Annotated in this window: 16 protein-coding genes and 1 pseudogene; 5 read left to right on the top strand and 12 right to left on the bottom strand. The window is 58.7% G+C overall.

Annotation, left to right across the window (positions count from 1 at the left end):
• Nucleotides 1-343 precede the first annotated feature (343 nt).
• Both ACLJEU_RS10365 and ACLJEU_RS10360 read right to left on the bottom strand, forming a co-directional pair.
• Entirely contained in the window at nucleotides 344-712 is a 369-nt protein-coding gene (locus ACLJEU_RS10365; RefSeq protein WP_414665197.1) for a DUF6572 domain-containing protein, read from the bottom strand.
• 2205 nt (nucleotides 713-2917) lie between these two features.
• Entirely contained in the window at nucleotides 2918-3367 is a 450-nt protein-coding gene (locus ACLJEU_RS10360; RefSeq protein ID WP_414665196.1) for a cupin domain-containing protein, read from the bottom strand.
• Nucleotides 3368-3489: 122 nt separating this feature from the next.
• On the opposite strand from ACLJEU_RS10360, the gene ACLJEU_RS10355 reads away from it, so the two are divergent.
• Nucleotides 3490-4596, top strand: a complete 1107-nt coding sequence (locus tag ACLJEU_RS10355) for a transposase (RefSeq protein WP_457795372.1) — start codon at nucleotides 3490-3492, stop codon at nucleotides 4594-4596.
• Nucleotides 4597-5108: 512 nt separating this feature from the next.
• Here ACLJEU_RS10355 and ACLJEU_RS10350 read toward each other — a convergent pair.
• From ACLJEU_RS10350 to ACLJEU_RS10340, 3 genes are all read right to left on the bottom strand, one after another.
• On the bottom strand, nucleotides 5109-5489 hold the full coding sequence (locus ACLJEU_RS10350) for a hypothetical protein (RefSeq protein WP_457795375.1): 381 nt from the start codon (nucleotides 5487-5489) through the stop codon (nucleotides 5109-5111).
• 545 nt (nucleotides 5490-6034) lie between these two features.
• Nucleotides 6035-6367 (bottom strand): hypothetical protein, encoded by a 333-nt coding sequence (locus ACLJEU_RS10345; protein WP_414665190.1) that lies wholly within the window; start codon nucleotides 6365-6367, stop codon nucleotides 6035-6037.
• 145 nt (nucleotides 6368-6512) lie between these two features.
• The gene (locus ACLJEU_RS10340) at nucleotides 6513-6773 is read right to left on the bottom strand and encodes a CPCC family cysteine-rich protein (protein ID WP_414665189.1); all 261 of its coding nucleotides are present in this window, start codon (nucleotides 6771-6773) and stop codon (nucleotides 6513-6515) included.
• A gap of 175 nt (nucleotides 6774-6948) precedes the next feature.
• On the opposite strand from ACLJEU_RS10340, the pseudogene ACLJEU_RS10335 reads away from it, so the two are divergent.
• Nucleotides 6949-7881 (top strand): annotated as a pseudogene (locus ACLJEU_RS10335) (IS30 family transposase); the annotation flags it as partial.
• Between the two features lie 167 nt (nucleotides 7882-8048).
• On the opposite strand, the gene ACLJEU_RS10330 reads toward ACLJEU_RS10335, so the two are convergent.
• A complete protein-coding gene (locus ACLJEU_RS10330; protein WP_414665188.1) occupies nucleotides 8049-8381 on the bottom strand; it encodes a DUF5615 family PIN-like protein in 333 nt (110 codons plus the stop codon).
• Nucleotides 8378-8602 (bottom strand): DUF433 domain-containing protein, encoded by a 225-nt coding sequence (locus tag ACLJEU_RS10325; RefSeq protein ID WP_414665187.1) that lies wholly within the window; start codon nucleotides 8600-8602, stop codon nucleotides 8378-8380. The genes ACLJEU_RS10330 and ACLJEU_RS10325 overlap by 4 nt, the downstream gene beginning before the upstream one ends.
• Nucleotides 8603-8727: 125 nt before the next feature.
• On the opposite strand from ACLJEU_RS10325, the gene ACLJEU_RS10320 reads away from it, so the two are divergent.
• Complete coding sequence (locus ACLJEU_RS10320; RefSeq protein ID WP_457795372.1) at nucleotides 8728-9834, top strand: transposase; 1107 nt, start codon at nucleotides 8728-8730, stop codon at nucleotides 9832-9834.
• Nucleotides 9835-10269: 435 nt separating this feature from the next.
• On the opposite strand, the gene ACLJEU_RS10315 is transcribed toward ACLJEU_RS10320, so the two are convergent.
• Nucleotides 10270-10581 carry a DUF2442 domain-containing protein gene (locus tag ACLJEU_RS10315; RefSeq protein WP_414665203.1) on the bottom strand — a complete coding sequence of 104 codons (312 nt, stop codon included), beginning with the start codon at nucleotides 10579-10581 and terminating at the stop codon, nucleotides 10270-10272.
• Nucleotides 10565-10798 carry a DUF4160 domain-containing protein gene (locus ACLJEU_RS10310; RefSeq protein WP_414665202.1) on the bottom strand — a complete coding sequence of 78 codons (234 nt, stop codon included), beginning with the start codon at nucleotides 10796-10798 and terminating at the stop codon, nucleotides 10565-10567. Before ACLJEU_RS10310 ends, ACLJEU_RS10315 begins: the two co-directional genes overlap by 17 nt.
• Between ACLJEU_RS10310 and ACLJEU_RS10305 the strand changes: the two genes are divergently transcribed.
• On the top strand, nucleotides 10715-10942 hold the full coding sequence (locus ACLJEU_RS10305; protein ID WP_414665204.1) for a hypothetical protein: 228 nt from the start codon (nucleotides 10715-10717) through the stop codon (nucleotides 10940-10942). The genes ACLJEU_RS10310 and ACLJEU_RS10305 overlap by 84 nt on opposite strands.
• A gap of 523 nt (nucleotides 10943-11465) precedes the next feature.
• On the opposite strand, the gene ACLJEU_RS10300 is transcribed toward ACLJEU_RS10305, so the two are convergent.
• Nucleotides 11466-11726 (bottom strand): DUF7336 domain-containing protein, encoded by a 261-nt coding sequence (locus ACLJEU_RS10300; RefSeq protein WP_457795374.1) that lies wholly within the window; start codon nucleotides 11724-11726, stop codon nucleotides 11466-11468.
• Nucleotides 11727-11929: 203 nt separating this feature from the next.
• Entirely contained in the window at nucleotides 11930-12262 is a 333-nt protein-coding gene (locus ACLJEU_RS10295; protein ID WP_414665201.1) for a hypothetical protein, read from the bottom strand.
• A gap of 507 nt (nucleotides 12263-12769) precedes the next feature.
• On the opposite strand from ACLJEU_RS10295, the gene ACLJEU_RS10290 reads away from it, so the two are divergent.
• Complete coding sequence (locus ACLJEU_RS10290) at nucleotides 12770-13876, top strand: transposase (protein ID WP_457795372.1); 1107 nt, start codon at nucleotides 12770-12772, stop codon at nucleotides 13874-13876.
• 948 nt (nucleotides 13877-14824) lie between these two features.
• Here ACLJEU_RS10290 and ACLJEU_RS10285 read toward each other — a convergent pair.
• The gene (locus ACLJEU_RS10285) at nucleotides 14825-15361 is read right to left on the bottom strand and encodes a hypothetical protein (protein ID WP_414665206.1); all 537 of its coding nucleotides are present in this window, start codon (nucleotides 15359-15361) and stop codon (nucleotides 14825-14827) included.
• Nucleotides 15362-15677: the final 316 nt, after the last annotated feature.

The raw sequence follows: 15677 nt of genomic DNA, 5'->3' as shown, positions 1-15677 counted from the left end.
ATCCCTCTTCTGGACACGTCCTCTTGTGCGGCTCGTATCCACGCGAGCGACGGATAACAGCTTAGGCCCGGCGGCTTCCGCCCCGGATCACCTCTCCCTCCTCTGGCGAGACCGCGACTCATCCCACCAAACCGGGAGTTTTGGGGTAACTCTAAGAAAGCTTCCAAACCAATGAATCTATAAAGCCAAACGCTCCACGCTTGACTACACAGTTCTCATAACAGCCACGCCAGTGGCCGGCGTGACGCGTGCTTCACTAGGTTTCTGATTCTGCAGTTTCATTTCGATCAGTCGTACGATAGCACGAGACGTGACGGCGAAGGTCGTTGGCTCTGGCGCCTTGTTAGCCCGCTTTTTCATCGGAGGACAGAGGCACTGACGACCATGCAATGCCAAGAGGATCGAGAAAGGACTTCTTAGCGCGTGTGAAGAACTCCTCTTCGAACTTCGTCGGGACGAAACGAGCGTGAAGCCTGAACTCGATCTTCTTACCTCTCATCGCTGGGTACGCGGTCCAGATCTGACCAGTCTCGACGAAATCCAAATAGGCATAAAGCTTCTGCTGGACGTCCATGAGGTTCGATCCGTCGGTGCCCCAATTGCGAGTCTCCACCATTGAAAGCACCACGCGCTCGCCATCGGGACTTTGCGAGACGATGTCAACTTGCTGGTGTAACTCCATTGGAGACGTATCGTCGGGAGGCGGATTCATTTTTTTGGCTAACGTCAAAGATGAGCCACGCCAGTGGCCGGCGTGACGCGTGCTTCACTACGTTTCTGATTCTGAAGCTTCATTTCAACAACTCCTGAGTCTGCACGCGGCATGACGGCCACTGGCGTTGGCTCTGGCGCCTTGTTGGGCGTCTGGACAAATGAAAACTGAATTCCCGATTCGCACATCACATTTGGGGCTAGGAAACCAACTACGGAAGCATTGAGACGGAGTCGAGATGGCTTCGCCCCGTCACTTCCGCAATCGAGGTGTTGCACTCAACCACTATTCTCATTTCGGCCAGGCCATCGATATTCTCGACTTCCGGAATTCCGGTAGTGCCCGCACTGGACTTCTCGCCAAGTCGCTTCGTGCGCCAGGCATAGGCTTCCTGAAATTAGGAAAATCACCTCTTCATCGGTTAATGTGCCGGCCAATTGTCCAACCCACTTCTTCGGGGACACGTCTGCTTCTCAGTGCTACTAGTTGCGGCGCTCAATTGCGCGTTCGGACTCAGCCAAGAGCTTATCGACGTCGCCCACCGTCTTCGCTCCTGAGACTGACTCCTTGGTGGAGGCGTGACGCTGCGGGGCGCCGCTTGAGGAAGTCCCTTTGGTCGCGCAGCCGACGAGACATGCCAGCGCGAAAAGAAATAGAGGAATAAGATAAATTAGCTTTCTCATATTTTTTTGCCCAACGTCAAAGATGAGCCACGACCTTCGCCGGCGCGGCTCGTGCAACATCACAATCTGGATTCTGCTGCTTCATTCGATTCCTCGTACGATAGCACGAGACGTGACGGCGAAGGTCGTTGGCTCTGGCGCCTTGTTCGGCGAGGGACGGTTCGAGCAATGCTGAGCGAACGACACGCCGGAATTGAAGCGAGCTTGAAGACGCCGCCGGGAAAACGAACACGGAAGCAGGCTTCCCACAAACGCTGCGGTGAACCAAACCCGGGACCGCGCGTACGCTCCGCCGATCGCCATCTCGGAGCGACGGGTCGATGTAGTCGAGCCAGGCCAAAAGGTCCGACGATGAAAGCTCGAACCCTCGACCAACGAAACACGATCGGATCACCGTCCTGTCTTCTCGACTGCATGCTGATCGAACGCATCGCGGTGGTTTTGGGCCGAACGTCAAAGATGAGCCACACCAGTGGCCGGCGTGACGCGTGCTTCGCAACGTTTCTGATTCTGCGGTTTCATTTCGATCACTCCTAAATCAGCACGCGGCATGACGGCCACTGGTGTTGGCTCTGGCGACTTGTTGGGCGTCTGGGCGAATGAAAACTGAGGCTGCGTATCGCTCATCAATTGTGGGGTCACCAAACCAATTCGGAAAACTTAGCTTTAGTCGAGATGGCTTCGCCCCGTCACTTCCGCAATCGAGGTGTCGCACACCCTTACTCTTTCGCTTTCGACCAAACGTTCGACGCTCTCGACTACCGGAATTCCGGTAGTGCCCGCACTGGACTTCTCGCCAAATCGGCTCCATGCGCAAACCGCATGCTCCCTGACTTTCGCACCGCGAAGGCATTTCGCCCAACGTCAAAGATGAGCCACGCCAGTGGCCGGCGTGACGCGTGCTTCACTACATTTCTGATTCCACAGTTTCATTTCGACAACTCCTGACATCGCACGCGGCATGACGGCCACTGGCGTTGGCTCTGGCGCCTTGTTAGGCCGATTCTGCATTAGGAAAAAACACCCTTCACCGCTGGAGCGACGCCGATTTTCTATTCCGACTGAGCCTTCGCTGAATCATTGGACCGAAAAGCATCCAAAGCGACACGAGGATGCTTGTGACCGAAAGGAATAGGAAGCGCATGCTCCAAGATTTGTGCCACTCGGGAGCCGGACTCGGCGGTCCCCACGACGACCACGAATGGAACGCAGCGAGGTGGAGAAACCACGCACCGAGCACCCCGAACGCGGGAATCGCGATTGCACGCAGGAGGAATCTCCAGCGCTTCGGACTCTCAATTGACTGCTCGGCTGCCGACATGGTCTTTTACGTTGTTTCTGGAACTCGTAACGGGTCATTGGCCGCCTAACGTCAAAGATGAGCCACGCCAGTGGCCGGCGTGACGCGTGCTTCACTACGTTTTGGATTCTGCAGTTTCATTTCGGATCACTTTCGATAGCACGCGGCATGACGGCCACTGGCGTTGGCTCTGGCGCCTTGTTCGGCGTTTTCTGGAACGCTTCAAGCGCTCGGCGGCGGAAGAAACTCAAGACCGTATCTCTTCCCAATCTCAATAACGCGTGGGATTTCCTGCTCCTTCGAACTCAACGCACCAACTTCTTCGAAAAATCCTTCGAAACCTGCAGGCGTCAGGGTGAACACAAGCCTGCCCGGCGTACTTCCGAGGTAGCGATAAGCATGCGGTACACCGCGAGGCGCAAAGACCGTCGCCCCTTTTCTGGCGATGAAGGTCTTACCTCCGCACATAAATTCGTACTCCCCTTCTAGTACGTGAAATGTCTCATCCTCGCGGTGATGGATGTGAGGCGGTGGACCTCCGCCAGGCTGATCGACGGACTCCGCTACACTAAGGGTGCCGTTAGTGTCCCGACCGTGTAAGCGGATAGTAATCTCGTTTCCAATAACGTTGACCGTCTTTCCCTCGCCGGAGGAAGTGAATTTTGGGTTCATGGATGAGTAGGTGCTTTCAGAAACACACGTTAGTAGGACGTTTCTTTGCCGAACGTCAAAGATGAGAGGACATGAGGTGGTCGAGCGGGACAGCGTGTGGCATATTCCGCCCGACCACCATTATGATCACGAACACGTGCAAGAATGTTCGCGAAAGTGACACCTCCACGGGGGCCGCGACTGCGACCGCCGTTTTCCGTCCGGAAGTATATGTCGGCATCGACGCCGCCGATCTGCGCCAGGTCGTGACGTTCATCGTAGCGGGTGAGAGTCCGAAGCCAGCGCAGGGCATGTCGAGGGAGACCTTGGTAAAGCGTATCGCGCAGCTGCTCAAGGACGGTTTCCGCGTGCACTGCGTTTACGAGTCGGGGCCGACCGGCTTCGCGCTGGCGCGGGAACTGATCGCCCTCGGCGCCGACTGCCTCGTCGTGCGCGCGCGTTCCCTCGAGCGCCACGGTCGGCGGCGCAAGAACGACAAGCGCGACTCGCGTCAACTCGCTCTCGATCTGGCGCTGCACTGCGCCGGTCGGACCGGGCTGCTCTTCCCGGTGCGGATTCCCACGCCAGAAGAAGAACTGCACCGCCTGCCTGCCCGGGAACGCGAGGCGCTGAGCGACGCCCGGCACCAAATCCTGCGCTCGGCCCGTGGCCGGGCCCTCGCCCTGGGATATCGTCTGCCGAAGGAATGGTGGCGACCGCGGGTGCTGCCGAAACTCGTGCCGGATCTCCCGCCCACTTTGGCGCGGTTGCTCCAAAGGGCGGCGGCCAGTGCCGCCGCGATCAAGGAGCAGCTCGATGCCGTCGAAGCGGAGATCATCGCGGAAGCGCCACCGGCTCCTGTCGGCGTCGGCGCCATCACGGCCGGCGTCCTCGACCGCGAGGTGCTGGACTGGCACCGCTTCAAGTCGGGCAAAAAGGCCGGCAGCTTCATCGGCCTCTCGCCATCGGAAGATTCCACCGGCCAACGATGGCAACTCGGGCCCGTCGACAAACACGGCTCCCCTCGCCTGCGCTTCTGGTGTGTCGAGGCCGCTTGGCGGCTGCTCAAGTTCCAACCCAACTATCGAGGCGTCATCTGGGCCCGCGACAAACTCCGCGAGGCCAATACCCATCGCGGCAAACAGATCTCCGTCGCCCTGGCGCGACGCTTCTTCGTCGACTGGTGGCGAGTACGCACGGGTCGGGTCTCCGCTGCAGAACTGGGCTTCGTCTTCAAACCCGTGACCTAGCTCAGGCTAGCCACCTTCGTTCTTTGACTCTCCGGTTCCAATTTTGAGCGCGGCCCGGCCGCCCGCCCGTGACGTGGCTTGTGCCTCTGGCACGCAGTCTGAGAGTGGTGCGGACGGACGGGCCTGCGCTCGCCAGCGGGAAAACCCTGCAGGCCGTATCCCTCTTCTGGACACGTCCTCTTGTGCGGCTCGTATCCACGCGAGCGACGGATAACAGCTTAGGCCCGGCGGCTTCCGCCCCGGATCACCTCTCCCTCCTCTGGCGAGACCGCGACTCATCCCACCAAACCGGGAGTTTTGGGGTAACTCTAAGAAAGCTTCCAAACCAATGAATCTATAAAGCCAAACGCTCCACGCTTGACTACACAGTTCTCATAACAGCCACGCCAGTGGCCGGCGTGACGCGTGCTTCACTACGTTCCTGATTCTGCAGTTTCATTTCTGTCACTCGTGACATCGCACGCGGCATGACGGCCACTGGCGTTGGCTCTGGCGCCTTGTTAGCCCGATTTTCACTTACGCTCTTCTTTCACGCGAGAGATGAACGTCGATAAACTTCCTTCGGCACCTTCGAGCGCTAGAATTCTGCCACTTTTCACTGACCACATACCTGAGTGGCTCAGAACTCCGAATTGCTGCTTATAGAAAAGCAAGACTCCATCCACTGGTTCGACGCTCGGTCCGCTCGACAAGAAGCCGTCGAATGCAGGTGTGATCTCTTCACCAAGGCGAAAGCGGAACTCGCTCCCGAGCTTTCCCTTCAAAACTTCACGGGCGAAATACCGCTCTCGATCCCGCTCTTTCCTAACGTCGGCAAGCACGATGACTTCAGCAGCATTCGCATCGCCGTAAATATCGGCTCGGTATTCGCTCGACCAGCGGCAGCCGACCAAGACGCAGAGCAGGACCAAAGGGATTAGGCGCCTCATTTTTGGCTAACGTCAAAGATGAGCCACACGAGGAGCGGGCGCGCCGCGTGCAGTACGACAAACCACAGCCGGGAGTTTCATTCGAAAAAAGAGTCCGACAGCACGCGGCGTGACCGATCCTCGTGTTGGCTCTGGCGCCTTGTTGGGCCGCTCGGGAAAACTCTGGAAGTGATCTGAGGTTCGCATCGCTGCTTCTCGCTTCGCAGTCAGCCTCGCCTCTGAAAAGCCCTTAGGCGAAGCGAATCTCACCATCCACCCCGGATTCAATGTCGGCAACGCACTTGCCTGGAAGTCTCCCGATAAATCACCAAGCGATCGACTGCGTGTGCTCTCTGACTTGCGCATGCTCTCGGATGATTGCCCAACGTCAAAGATGAGCCACGACCATGGCTGGCGCGCCGCGTGCCGAACTACGACTCAGGTTCTGGGGTTTCAATTCGAGGTTCATTCGGTAGCACGCGGCGTGACAGCCATGGTCGTTGGCTCTGGCGCCTTGTTGGGCCTTTTCTTCATTTGGATGTTAGCACGTCAATCAGCCTCACGATCTGAATTATGATGAACGCCGCAAACATGAATGGCAGCGCTTTCAGCAGCCGAACTGGCAGCCTGGCTCCTGCTGGTCCCAAAGGCACTTCGCTTCTTCTTCCACCGGAGATCCAAATCGCGCCGGCGACTGTGCCTCCGAGTAACGCGATCATGAGCCCGGCAAGAAGCAGCACTCGCCAAAATGGTGTCTCTAAGTAGAGAAGCCATGCACTTCCAGAGAGGAGAATGATCGCCGCGATGCATCCATATACCACCAACTTCTTCTTCGAGATTGGAGCAAACGCGTCGCGATTCATGGTTTTCGCCCAACGTCAAAGATGAGCCACACCAGTGGCCGGCGTGACGCGTGCTTCACTACGACTCTGATTCCGCAGTTTCATTTCGGTCATTCGTGCAATCGCACGCGGCATGACGGCCACTGGTGTTGGCTCTGGCGCCTTGTTAGCCTGGTTTTTCATCTTCGGTTGGCGGACGGACATTTGAAACGAACTTCGCATCGCTCGCACCGTGGACTTTGAAATTCGCGCGCGCTTCCGCGAGCGACAAATCACCGTTCGGTCCGCCCCGTACATCGTCCGCGTCGTGGTCATCTTGGCCGTCGTCTTCCCAATAGCACACCTGGCATATCTCGAAGCCGCCCCTTCCAAACAACGTGAGGTAGCCGCAGCACGGACACTGATACGACTTCTTCTTTTTAGTCACGCGGGAGACGTTTCGAAACGGCTGCATCTTCTTCGGCTAACGTCAAAGATGAGCCACGACCGTGGCTGGCGCGAGCCGTGCTGCTCGGAGCACGGATCGTGACAGCCATGGTCGTTGGCTCTGGCGCCTTGTTGGGCCGCTTGGATTCAGGAAGTAAGTGCGACATGTCTGGCCGGTGCAATACCGGCAACTAAGTCCCGAAGAAAGATACACCATCGCAGCGATGCGAAGCCAGAGGCTCACGATCGAGGAGATCGCGACCGCGCTCAGCCGGCATCGCACGACGATTCATCGGGAGCTCAAGCGCAACTGCTGTGTACACGATGGCTTCTACCGCGCGATGTTCGCGGTGCAGAAGGCGAACGGACGCCGCAGCCGCTCCCGGCGCAACAAGCGCTACGCCGCCGAGCACTTCGCCCCCATCGAACGCATGCTGCGGGAGGACTTCAGCCCTGATCAGATCGTTGGTCTCCTGCGAGCCGATGGCATACGGGTTATGAGCATCGATACGATCTACCTCCACATCTGGGCGGACAGAGCCCGGGGCGGTACGCTCTGGCGCCATCTCCGCGGCGCCAATAAGCAACGCCGGAAACGCTACGCCCGCAAGGACAGCCGTGGCCGCCTCGCTGGCAAATGCATGATTACGGAACGACCACCAATCGTCGACGAGCGCTCCCGGCTCGGCGACTGGGAGATCGACACCGTCCACGGCCGAGGCAAGCCGGCCACTGTCACTGTCGTCGAACGCAAGAGCGGACTCGTGCGCATCGGCAAACTGCCTCGCGTCGGGGCGCGGCAAACTTTGGAGCGCACCACCTACATCCTGCGCCACGAACCCCATCCCATCCATACCATCACTGCTGATAACGGTTCCGAGTTCCACATGTACAAAGCACTCGAGCGGCGCCTTCACACCAAAATATACTTCGCCACTCCCCACCACGCCTGGGAACGCGGCACCAACGAGAACACCAACGGGCTCCTCCGCCAGTATCTCCGCAAAGGCACCTGCCTCAAAGCCCTCACCCAACGCCAATGCTCTGCCATCGCCGCCAAGCTCAACGACCGCCCTCGTCGCCGCCTCGGCTTCCGCACTCCTTCCGAAGTCTACTACGGCCTCTCCGACGCACCCCGCCGATGGGCCGCTGCCTGCGGCAAGCTCTTCGGCTCCTGTCCTCGGCAGCGGCCCATCGGCTCTCCCTAAAGCGCTGTGTCTACTGTCCATTCTTCGCTCCCGGCTTCTGTCGCACTTCAATTCCGAAACTAAACCGGTCACGATAAGGCCAACAAACTCTGTAGTTCATCACGCTCAAATGTGTGCAATTCGACCGAGTAATCGCGGAGAAGTCTCTCAATCCGATCGGTAGGACAATTGCCAACTCGCAGCCAAATAACCTTTGGCGGAGCTCCCAAAAGAAGACTCCGCTGCTGGAAATCTGAGTCCTTCGACACTACCGTGAATCCATTCTCTCGCGCGTAGGCCCAAATCACTTCGTCTTCGGACTTCATCATGCCAAGATTCTTCACGTGCGTGCTCTCGGGAAAGAGATCAGAAAGACGTCTGACCAAATCGCTCGAGAGGTTCTGGTCGAAAAGGAGCTTCATCCACCGAATACCGCCAACTTCCGCTCACGATCTGCGGCAAACGCGAGACACGCTCGAATATCCTCTCCGGTCAGCTCGGGGAAATCGGCCAAGATTTCGGGGATGCTCATTCCGCCCGCGAGATATTCCAGTACGTCAGTGACCGTGATTCGCATTCCTCGAATGCATGGCTTTCCGCTGCGTTTACCAGGCTCAATCGTGATGATGTGGCGGTAGTCCATACTTCGTACAATGCTACCTAGCGGAGCGGCGGTCAAGGCGGTCGTTCCTTGCCCAACGTCAAAGATGAGAGGACATGAGGTGGTCGAGCGGGACAGCGTGTGGCATATTCCGCCCGACCACCATTATGATCACGAACACGTGCAAGAATGTTCGCGAAAGTGACACCTCCACGGGGGCCGCGACTGCGACCGCCGTTTTCCGTCCGGAAGTATATGTCGGCATCGACGCCGCCGATCTGCGCCAGGTCGTGACGTTCATCGTAGCGGGTGAGAGTCCGAAGCCAGCGCAGGGCATGTCGAGGGAGACCTTGGTAAAGCGTATCGCGCAGCTGCTCAAGGACGGTTTCCGCGTGCACTGCGTTTACGAGTCGGGGCCGACCGGCTTCGCGCTGGCGCGGGAACTGATCGCCCTCGGCGCCGACTGCCTCGTCGTGCGCGCGCGTTCCCTCGAGCGCCACGGTCGGCGGCGCAAGAACGACAAGCGCGACTCGCGTCAACTCGCTCTCGATCTGGCGCTGCACTGCGCCGGTCGGACCGGGCTGCTCTTCCCGGTGCGGATTCCCACGCCAGAAGAAGAACTGCACCGCCTGCCTGCCCGGGAACGCGAGGCGCTGAGCGACGCCCGGCACCAAATCCTGCGCTCGGCCCGTGGCCGGGCCCTCGCCCTGGGATATCGTCTGCCGAAGGAATGGTGGCGACCGCGGGTGCTGCCGAAACTCGTGCCGGATCTCCCGCCCACTTTGGCGCGGTTGCTCCAAAGGGCGGCGGCCAGTGCCGCCGCGATCAAGGAGCAGCTCGATGCCGTCGAAGCGGAGATCATCGCGGAAGCGCCACCGGCTCCTGTCGGCGTCGGCGCCATCACGGCCGGCGTCCTCGACCGCGAGGTGCTGGACTGGCACCGCTTCAAGTCGGGCAAAAAGGCCGGCAGCTTCATCGGCCTCTCGCCATCGGAAGATTCCACCGGCCAACGATGGCAACTCGGGCCCGTCGACAAACACGGCTCCCCTCGCCTGCGCTTCTGGTGTGTCGAGGCCGCTTGGCGGCTGCTCAAGTTCCAACCCAACTATCGAGGCGTCATCTGGGCCCGCGACAAACTCCGCGAGGCCAATACCCATCGCGGCAAACAGATCTCCGTCGCCCTGGCGCGACGCTTCTTCGTCGACTGGTGGCGAGTACGCACGGGTCGGGTCTCCGCTGCAGAACTGGGCTTCGTCTTCAAACCCGTGACCTAGCTCAGGCTAGCCACCTTCGTTCTTTGACTCTCCGGTTCCAATTTTGAGCGCGGCCCGGCCGCCCGCCCGTGACGTGGCTTGTGCCTCTGGCACGCAGTCTGAGAGTGGTGCGGACGGACGGGCCTGCGCTCGCCAGCGGGAAAACCCTGCAGGCCGTATCCCTCTTCTGGACACGTCCTCTTGTGCGGCTCGTATCCACGCGAGCGACGGATAACAGCTTAGGCCCGGCGGCTTCCGCCCCGGATCACCTCTCCCTCCTCTGGCGAGACCGCGACTCATCCCACCAAACCGGGAGTTTTGGGGTAACTCTAAGAAAGCTTCCAAACCAATGAATCTATAAAGCCAAACGCTCCACGCTTGACTACACAGTTCTCATAACAGCCACGCCGGGAGCTGGCGCGCCGCGTGCCTCATTCGGAACTGGATTCGGATTCTTCATTTCGAATCACCTGAGGTCGCACGCGGCGTGACAGCTCCCGGCGTTGGCTCTGGCGCCTTGTTCGGCTTTTTGCGCTTTTGTCCGAAGTTTCCCTGTAAGATTCCGCGAAACGAGAGATCTTCATCCAGATCGGGCCAGTGCAATCCAAACGGCGAGATCTCAATTCGATTCAACTGCTGCGATGTTCCATCAGCGAGACGTGGATTATCTGCGACAGGAAATCGCACTTCGATGCCGCTCTCCATCTCGACGATGACGTAGCGACCGTCTGAGTGCGCTCGCTTCGCTGTATCAACCAAGGTGTTCATGCCATTTCTTTACGATTAGCTCTTTGTTCTCAACTGCAAGCTCCTGTGCCTTCCGTAATTCGTGCATACGCATGCCATGCGACTCACGTAACTCCACCAGAGGATCGACCACAAAAACGGCCTCCCCGCCACCGTGTCTGACGTGGACATGAATGGGCTCATGATCGTTGGAGTAGAAGAAGAAGACGAAGCCGTCTCTTTCGAAGACCTTTGGCACTTCGCAACCGTACTTGGACACTTGGCGACGTCAACCATCGCCATTCTTGAAAGTCAGAGAATTGCCACGCATCCCCACCCTGCTCAGGATCTTCGCTGCGGAGATCGCTTTTTGCCGAACGTCAAAGATGAGCCACACCAGTAGCCGGCGTGACGCGTGCTGGATTCCGATCTGCACTCTTCAGTTTCACTTCGATCACTCGTGAGTCAGCACGCGGCATGACGGCTACTGGTGTTGGCTCTGGCGCCTTGTTGGGCCGTATGGCTCGCATCGGGGAAATGCTCACGGTGTAGGACTGATCCGATTCCATAACGGCCACCACGGCGAGAGAATCCTGCGACGATCCACACATGTCCACCGGCACAACCAGGACAAACGCCTCGAGCACCCTGACTCCGCTCCGCTCGTCCGAACTCGGACGCGGGACCGATGCCGTGACTCTACATTCCGATCCCATTCCCGAGAAACGATGCTCTCCATAAATTCTCACTCTGACTCGCGCACTTCAAATAGGAGCGGATACCGCCCAACGTTCAAGATGAGCCACGACCGTGGCTGGCGCGGCTCGTGCTGCTCGGAGCACGAGACGTGACAGCCATGGTCGTTGGCTCTGGCGCCTTGTTGGGCGTTGCTCGGGGTAGGAACGCGGACGGTCGCAATAACCGATTCATCGGTTCGCTCTCCTCAGGCTCTTCGTGGATGCACGGCGTGGCGGCGGTTCCGTAACGAACCCTTCCGACCATTGGTCGCGTCCGATCTCAAGACGATCAATGTGAAATCCTCGAGGGTGATCGCTAAAGCCCACGAACGTCCGCTTACGCTGAACGGCGAGCTGCGCATCTCTTCGCGACGCGTATGCGCCAATGATCTTAATCTCGTCGGCGCCGTCGCGTTCATACGAATGAGTGACCAGGTAAATCGCGTCCATTTTTTTTTGCCCAACGTCAAAGATGAGCCACGGCCTTCGCCGGCGCGGCTCGTGCTGCATCACAATTTGGATTCTGCGGTTTCATTTCGATCAAACGTACGGCAGCACGAGACGTGACGGCGAAGGTCGTTGGCTCTGGCGCCTTGTTGGGCCGATTTTCATTCGGAAGCTGCTTCGCTTGGATCCCGTGGCTTAGATTGCCCTCAAGACTCCACACGAATGCTGCTCGCTCGCACTTGAGGCTTCTCATCTCTGGTCGTAATTGTGGCATCCGTGGCCTTAATCGTTCGCTCCGGTGTGCGAATTGTCGCTTCGCCGCGGCACTTGAGAACACCAGCTTCCTTATCAAATTCGATCTCCGGTGCGGAAACACGGAAATCGCCAATTGTGGCGACGGCTGAACCTTTGGCGATGGTGATGGGACCGCTCACGCTCATCGAATCTCCACGCAATTCTACTTTTGGAGTGTCCGACGCCGCACGTAACACCGAAGCCGCAGCCAAAACTGCGACGGCAAGGATCGATTTTGTTTTCATAGGTTAGGGGGAAACTTTTTTGCCCAACGTCAAAGATGAGCCACACCAGTAGCCGGCGTGACGCGTGCTGGATTCCGATCTGCACTCTTCAGTTTCACTTCGATCACTCGTGAGTCAGCACGCGGCATGACGGCTACTGGTGTTGGCTCTGGCGCCTTGTTGGGCCGTATGGCTCGCATCGGGGAAATGCTCACGGTGTAGGACTGATCCGATTCCATAACGGCCACCACGGCGAGAGAATCCTGCGACGATCCACACATGTCCACCTGCACAACCAGGACAAACGCCTCGAGCACCCTGACTCCGCTCCGCTCGTCCGAACTCGGACGCGGGACCGATGCCGTGACTCTACATTCCGATCCCATTCCCGAGAAACGATGCTCTCCATAAATCCTCACTCTGACTCGCGCACTTCAAATAGGAGCGGATACCGCCCAACGTCAAAGATGAGAGGACATGAGGTGGTCGAGCGGGACAGCGTGTGGCATATTCCGCCCGACCACCATTATGATCACGAACACGTGCAAGAATGTTCGCGAAAGTGACACCTCCACGGGGGCCGCGACTGCGACCGCCGTTTTCCGTCCGGAAGTATATGTCGGCATCGACGCCGCCGATCTGCGCCAGGTCGTGACGTTCATCGTAGCGGGTGAGAGTCCGAAGCCAGCGCAGGGCATGTCGAGGGAGACCTTGGTAAAGCGTATCGCGCAGCTGCTCAAGGACGGTTTCCGCGTGCACTGCGTTTACGAGTCGGGGCCGACCGGCTTCGCGCTGGCGCGGGAACTGATCGCCCTCGGCGCCGACTGCCTCGTCGTGCGCGCGCGTTCCCTCGAGCGCCACGGTCGGCGGCGCAAGAACGACAAGCGCGACTCGCGTCAACTCGCTCTCGATCTGGCGCTGCACTGCGCCGGTCGGACCGGGCTGCTCTTCCCGGTGCGGATTCCCACGCCAGAAGAAGAACTGCACCGCCTGCCTGCCCGGGAACGCGAGGCGCTGAGCGACGCCCGGCACCAAATCCTGCGCTCGGCCCGTGGCCGGGCCCTCGCCCTGGGATATCGTCTGCCGAAGGAATGGTGGCGACCGCGGGTGCTGCCGAAACTCGTGCCGGATCTCCCGCCCACTTTGGCGCGGTTGCTCCAAAGGGCGGCGGCCAGTGCCGCCGCGATCAAGGAGCAGCTCGATGCCGTCGAAGCGGAGATCATCGCGGAAGCGCCACCGGCTCCTGTCGGCGTCGGCGCCATCACGGCCGGCGTCCTCGACCGCGAGGTGCTGGACTGGCACCGCTTCAAGTCGGGCAAAAAGGCCGGCAGCTTCATCGGCCTCTCGCCATCGGAAGATTCCACCGGCCAACGATGGCAACTCGGGCCCGTCGACAAACACGGCTCCCCTCGCCTGCGCTTCTGGTGTGTCGAGGCCGCTTGGCGGCTGCTCAAGTTCCAACCCAACTATCGAGGCGTCATCTGGGCCCGCGACAAACTCCGCGAGGCCAATACCCATCGCGGCAAACAGATCTCCGTCGCCCTGGCGCGACGCTTCTTCGTCGACTGGTGGCGAGTACGCACGGGTCGGGTCTCCGCTGCAGAACTGGGCTTCGTCTTCAAACCCGTGACCTAGCTCAGGCTAGCCACCTTCGTTCTTTGACTCTCCGGTTCCAATTTTGAGCGCGGCCCGGCCGCCCGCCCGTGACGTGGCTTGTGCCTCTGGCACGCAGTCTGAGAGTGGTGCGGACGGACGGGCCTGCGCTCGCCAGCGGGAAAACCCTGCAGGCCGTATCCCTCTTCTGGACACGTCCTCTTGTGCGGCTCGTATCCACGCGAGCGACGGATAACAGCTTAGGCCCGGCGGCTTCCGCCCCGGATCACCTCTCCCTCCTCTGGCGAGACCGCGACTCATCCCACCAAACCGGGAGTTTTGGGGTAACTCTAAGAAAGCTTCCAAACCAATGAATCTATAAAGCCAAACGCTCCACGCTTGACTACACAGTTCTCATAACAGCCACGCCAGTGGCCGGCGTGACGCGTGCTTCACTACGATTTTGATTCCGCAGTTTCATTTCAGTCACTCGTGACATCGCACGCGGCATGACGGCCACTGGCGTTGGCTCTGGCGCCTTGTTAGGCGAATTTTCCATTCGGAGAATCACTTCGTTTGATGACCCGATGCCAACTCCGCTTTCCGCAAGATGGACATCTCCGAATCGTTCGGGAGTTCCCTGTGGCTTTCCAGCGAATTCCACCGAGGTCCCAAATTGACTGCGCGAATCAGCAGGAGCACACGACGATCCATTTCCGAGAATCTGCTTCCGCATTCTTAGCCCACGTTCTGGGAAGAATCTGGAGTAGGAGTTTCTGTAGGGAACTCATCTGCTTGCGCCTAACGTCAAAGATGAGCCACGACAGTGGCCGGCGTGACGCGTGCTTCACTACGTTTCTGATTCTCTAGTTTCATTTCGGTCACTCGTGACATCGCACGCGGCATGACGGCCACTGGCGTTGGCTCTGGCGCCTTGTTGGGCCGATTTTTCATTCGAAAATGATCGCACTTAAACTCTGAAGCTACGCGTCATCTTTGCCCGTAACGCTCTGTCACGGCGACGCAACGAATATCTGCTTTGTGCCCACTTTCAAGGTGCGCGACCCGCTCCTTGAATCGAATCTTCCACTTAATTGGAGTCTTCTCGGAAATTCGCGCGATCAGCAATTGAAACTCCGGACGCCAGTGATTTTCCACTTCGATGCGGTCATCGCGCAAGTCTCCATCTTTGGTGAAGGAGATTCGGAGCAAGGATCCGTCCATTACATTCGCATCGAACCAAACTTTGCCACGTTCGGGTTTCCCGATCTTCGAAACCAAATCGCGAATCGCATCTGACTCTTCTTTCTTTAGCGGCACCGTCGCGAGCGACTCATCGGGAACGGAACTGGAAATGAAGTAGATCACGAGTTCGGAGGGGCGAACAGCCCAAACAATCGCTTCGTTCATACGGCCACCCCACTGCTCGATTGTCACAATTCGGTCTGATGCGGCAATGCGCGGCGGATATTCTGCTTTGGCCAGCAACGTGAGACCGAAGAAAATGAGTAACGGAGCGATTTTCATCCTTTTTGCCCAACGTCAAAGATGAGCCACACCAGTGGCCGGCGTGACGCGTGCTTCACTACGTTTTTGATTCCGCAGTTTCATTTCGGCAATTCGTGACTCAGCACGCGGCATGACGGCCACTGGTGTTGGCTCTGGCGCCTTGTTGGGCGTCTGGGCGAATGAAAACTGAGGTCGAGAATCTCGCATCATTTTGGGGGTTACGAAACCTCCTAGGGAAGCATTGAACCGGAGTCGAGATGGCTTCGCCCGGTCACTTCCGTAGTCGAGGTGTCGCACACCCCTGATCGTTTCTACTTCGGGAAAACGATCGATC

The sequence above is a fragment of the Terrisphaera buseokensis genome (assembly GCF_047521145.2).
GTDB lineage: Bacteria > Verrucomicrobiota > Verrucomicrobiia > Opitutales > Opitutaceae > ER46.
This window is presented reverse-complemented; position numbering and strand designations above follow the sequence as displayed.

What these genes read in the sequence shown, in the direction of transcription:
- ACLJEU_RS10365 (WP_414665197.1), bottom strand. Translation starts at nt 712, where the DNA reads ATGAATCCGCCTCCCGACGATACGTCTCCAATGGAGTTACACCAGCAA.
- ACLJEU_RS10360 (WP_414665196.1), bottom strand. Translation starts at nt 3,367, where the DNA reads ATGAACCCAAAATTCACTTCCTCCGGCGAGGGAAAGACGGTCAACGTT.
- ACLJEU_RS10355 (WP_457795372.1), top strand. Translation starts at nt 3,490, where the DNA reads ATGATCACGAACACGTGCAAGAATGTTCGCGAAAGTGACACCTCCACG.
- ACLJEU_RS10345 (WP_414665190.1), bottom strand. Translation starts at nt 6,367, where the DNA reads ATGAATCGCGACGCGTTTGCTCCAATCTCGAAGAAGAAGTTGGTGGTA.
- ACLJEU_RS10330 (WP_414665188.1), bottom strand. Translation starts at nt 8,381, where the DNA reads ATGAAGCTCCTTTTCGACCAGAACCTCTCGAGCGATTTGGTCAGACGT.
- ACLJEU_RS10325 (WP_414665187.1), bottom strand. Translation starts at nt 8,602, where the DNA reads ATGGACTACCGCCACATCATCACGATTGAGCCTGGTAAACGCAGCGGA.
- ACLJEU_RS10320 (WP_457795372.1), top strand. Translation starts at nt 8,728, where the DNA reads ATGATCACGAACACGTGCAAGAATGTTCGCGAAAGTGACACCTCCACG.
- ACLJEU_RS10315 (WP_414665203.1), bottom strand. Translation starts at nt 10,581, where the DNA reads ATGAACACCTTGGTTGATACAGCGAAGCGAGCGCACTCAGACGGTCGC.
- ACLJEU_RS10300 (WP_457795374.1), bottom strand. Translation starts at nt 11,726, where the DNA reads ATGGACGCGATTTACCTGGTCACTCATTCGTATGAACGCGACGGCGCC.
- ACLJEU_RS10295 (WP_414665201.1), bottom strand. Translation starts at nt 12,262, where the DNA reads ATGAAAACAAAATCGATCCTTGCCGTCGCAGTTTTGGCTGCGGCTTCG.
- ACLJEU_RS10290 (WP_457795372.1), top strand. Translation starts at nt 12,770, where the DNA reads ATGATCACGAACACGTGCAAGAATGTTCGCGAAAGTGACACCTCCACG.
- ACLJEU_RS10285 (WP_414665206.1), bottom strand. Translation starts at nt 15,361, where the DNA reads ATGAAAATCGCTCCGTTACTCATTTTCTTCGGTCTCACGTTGCTGGCC.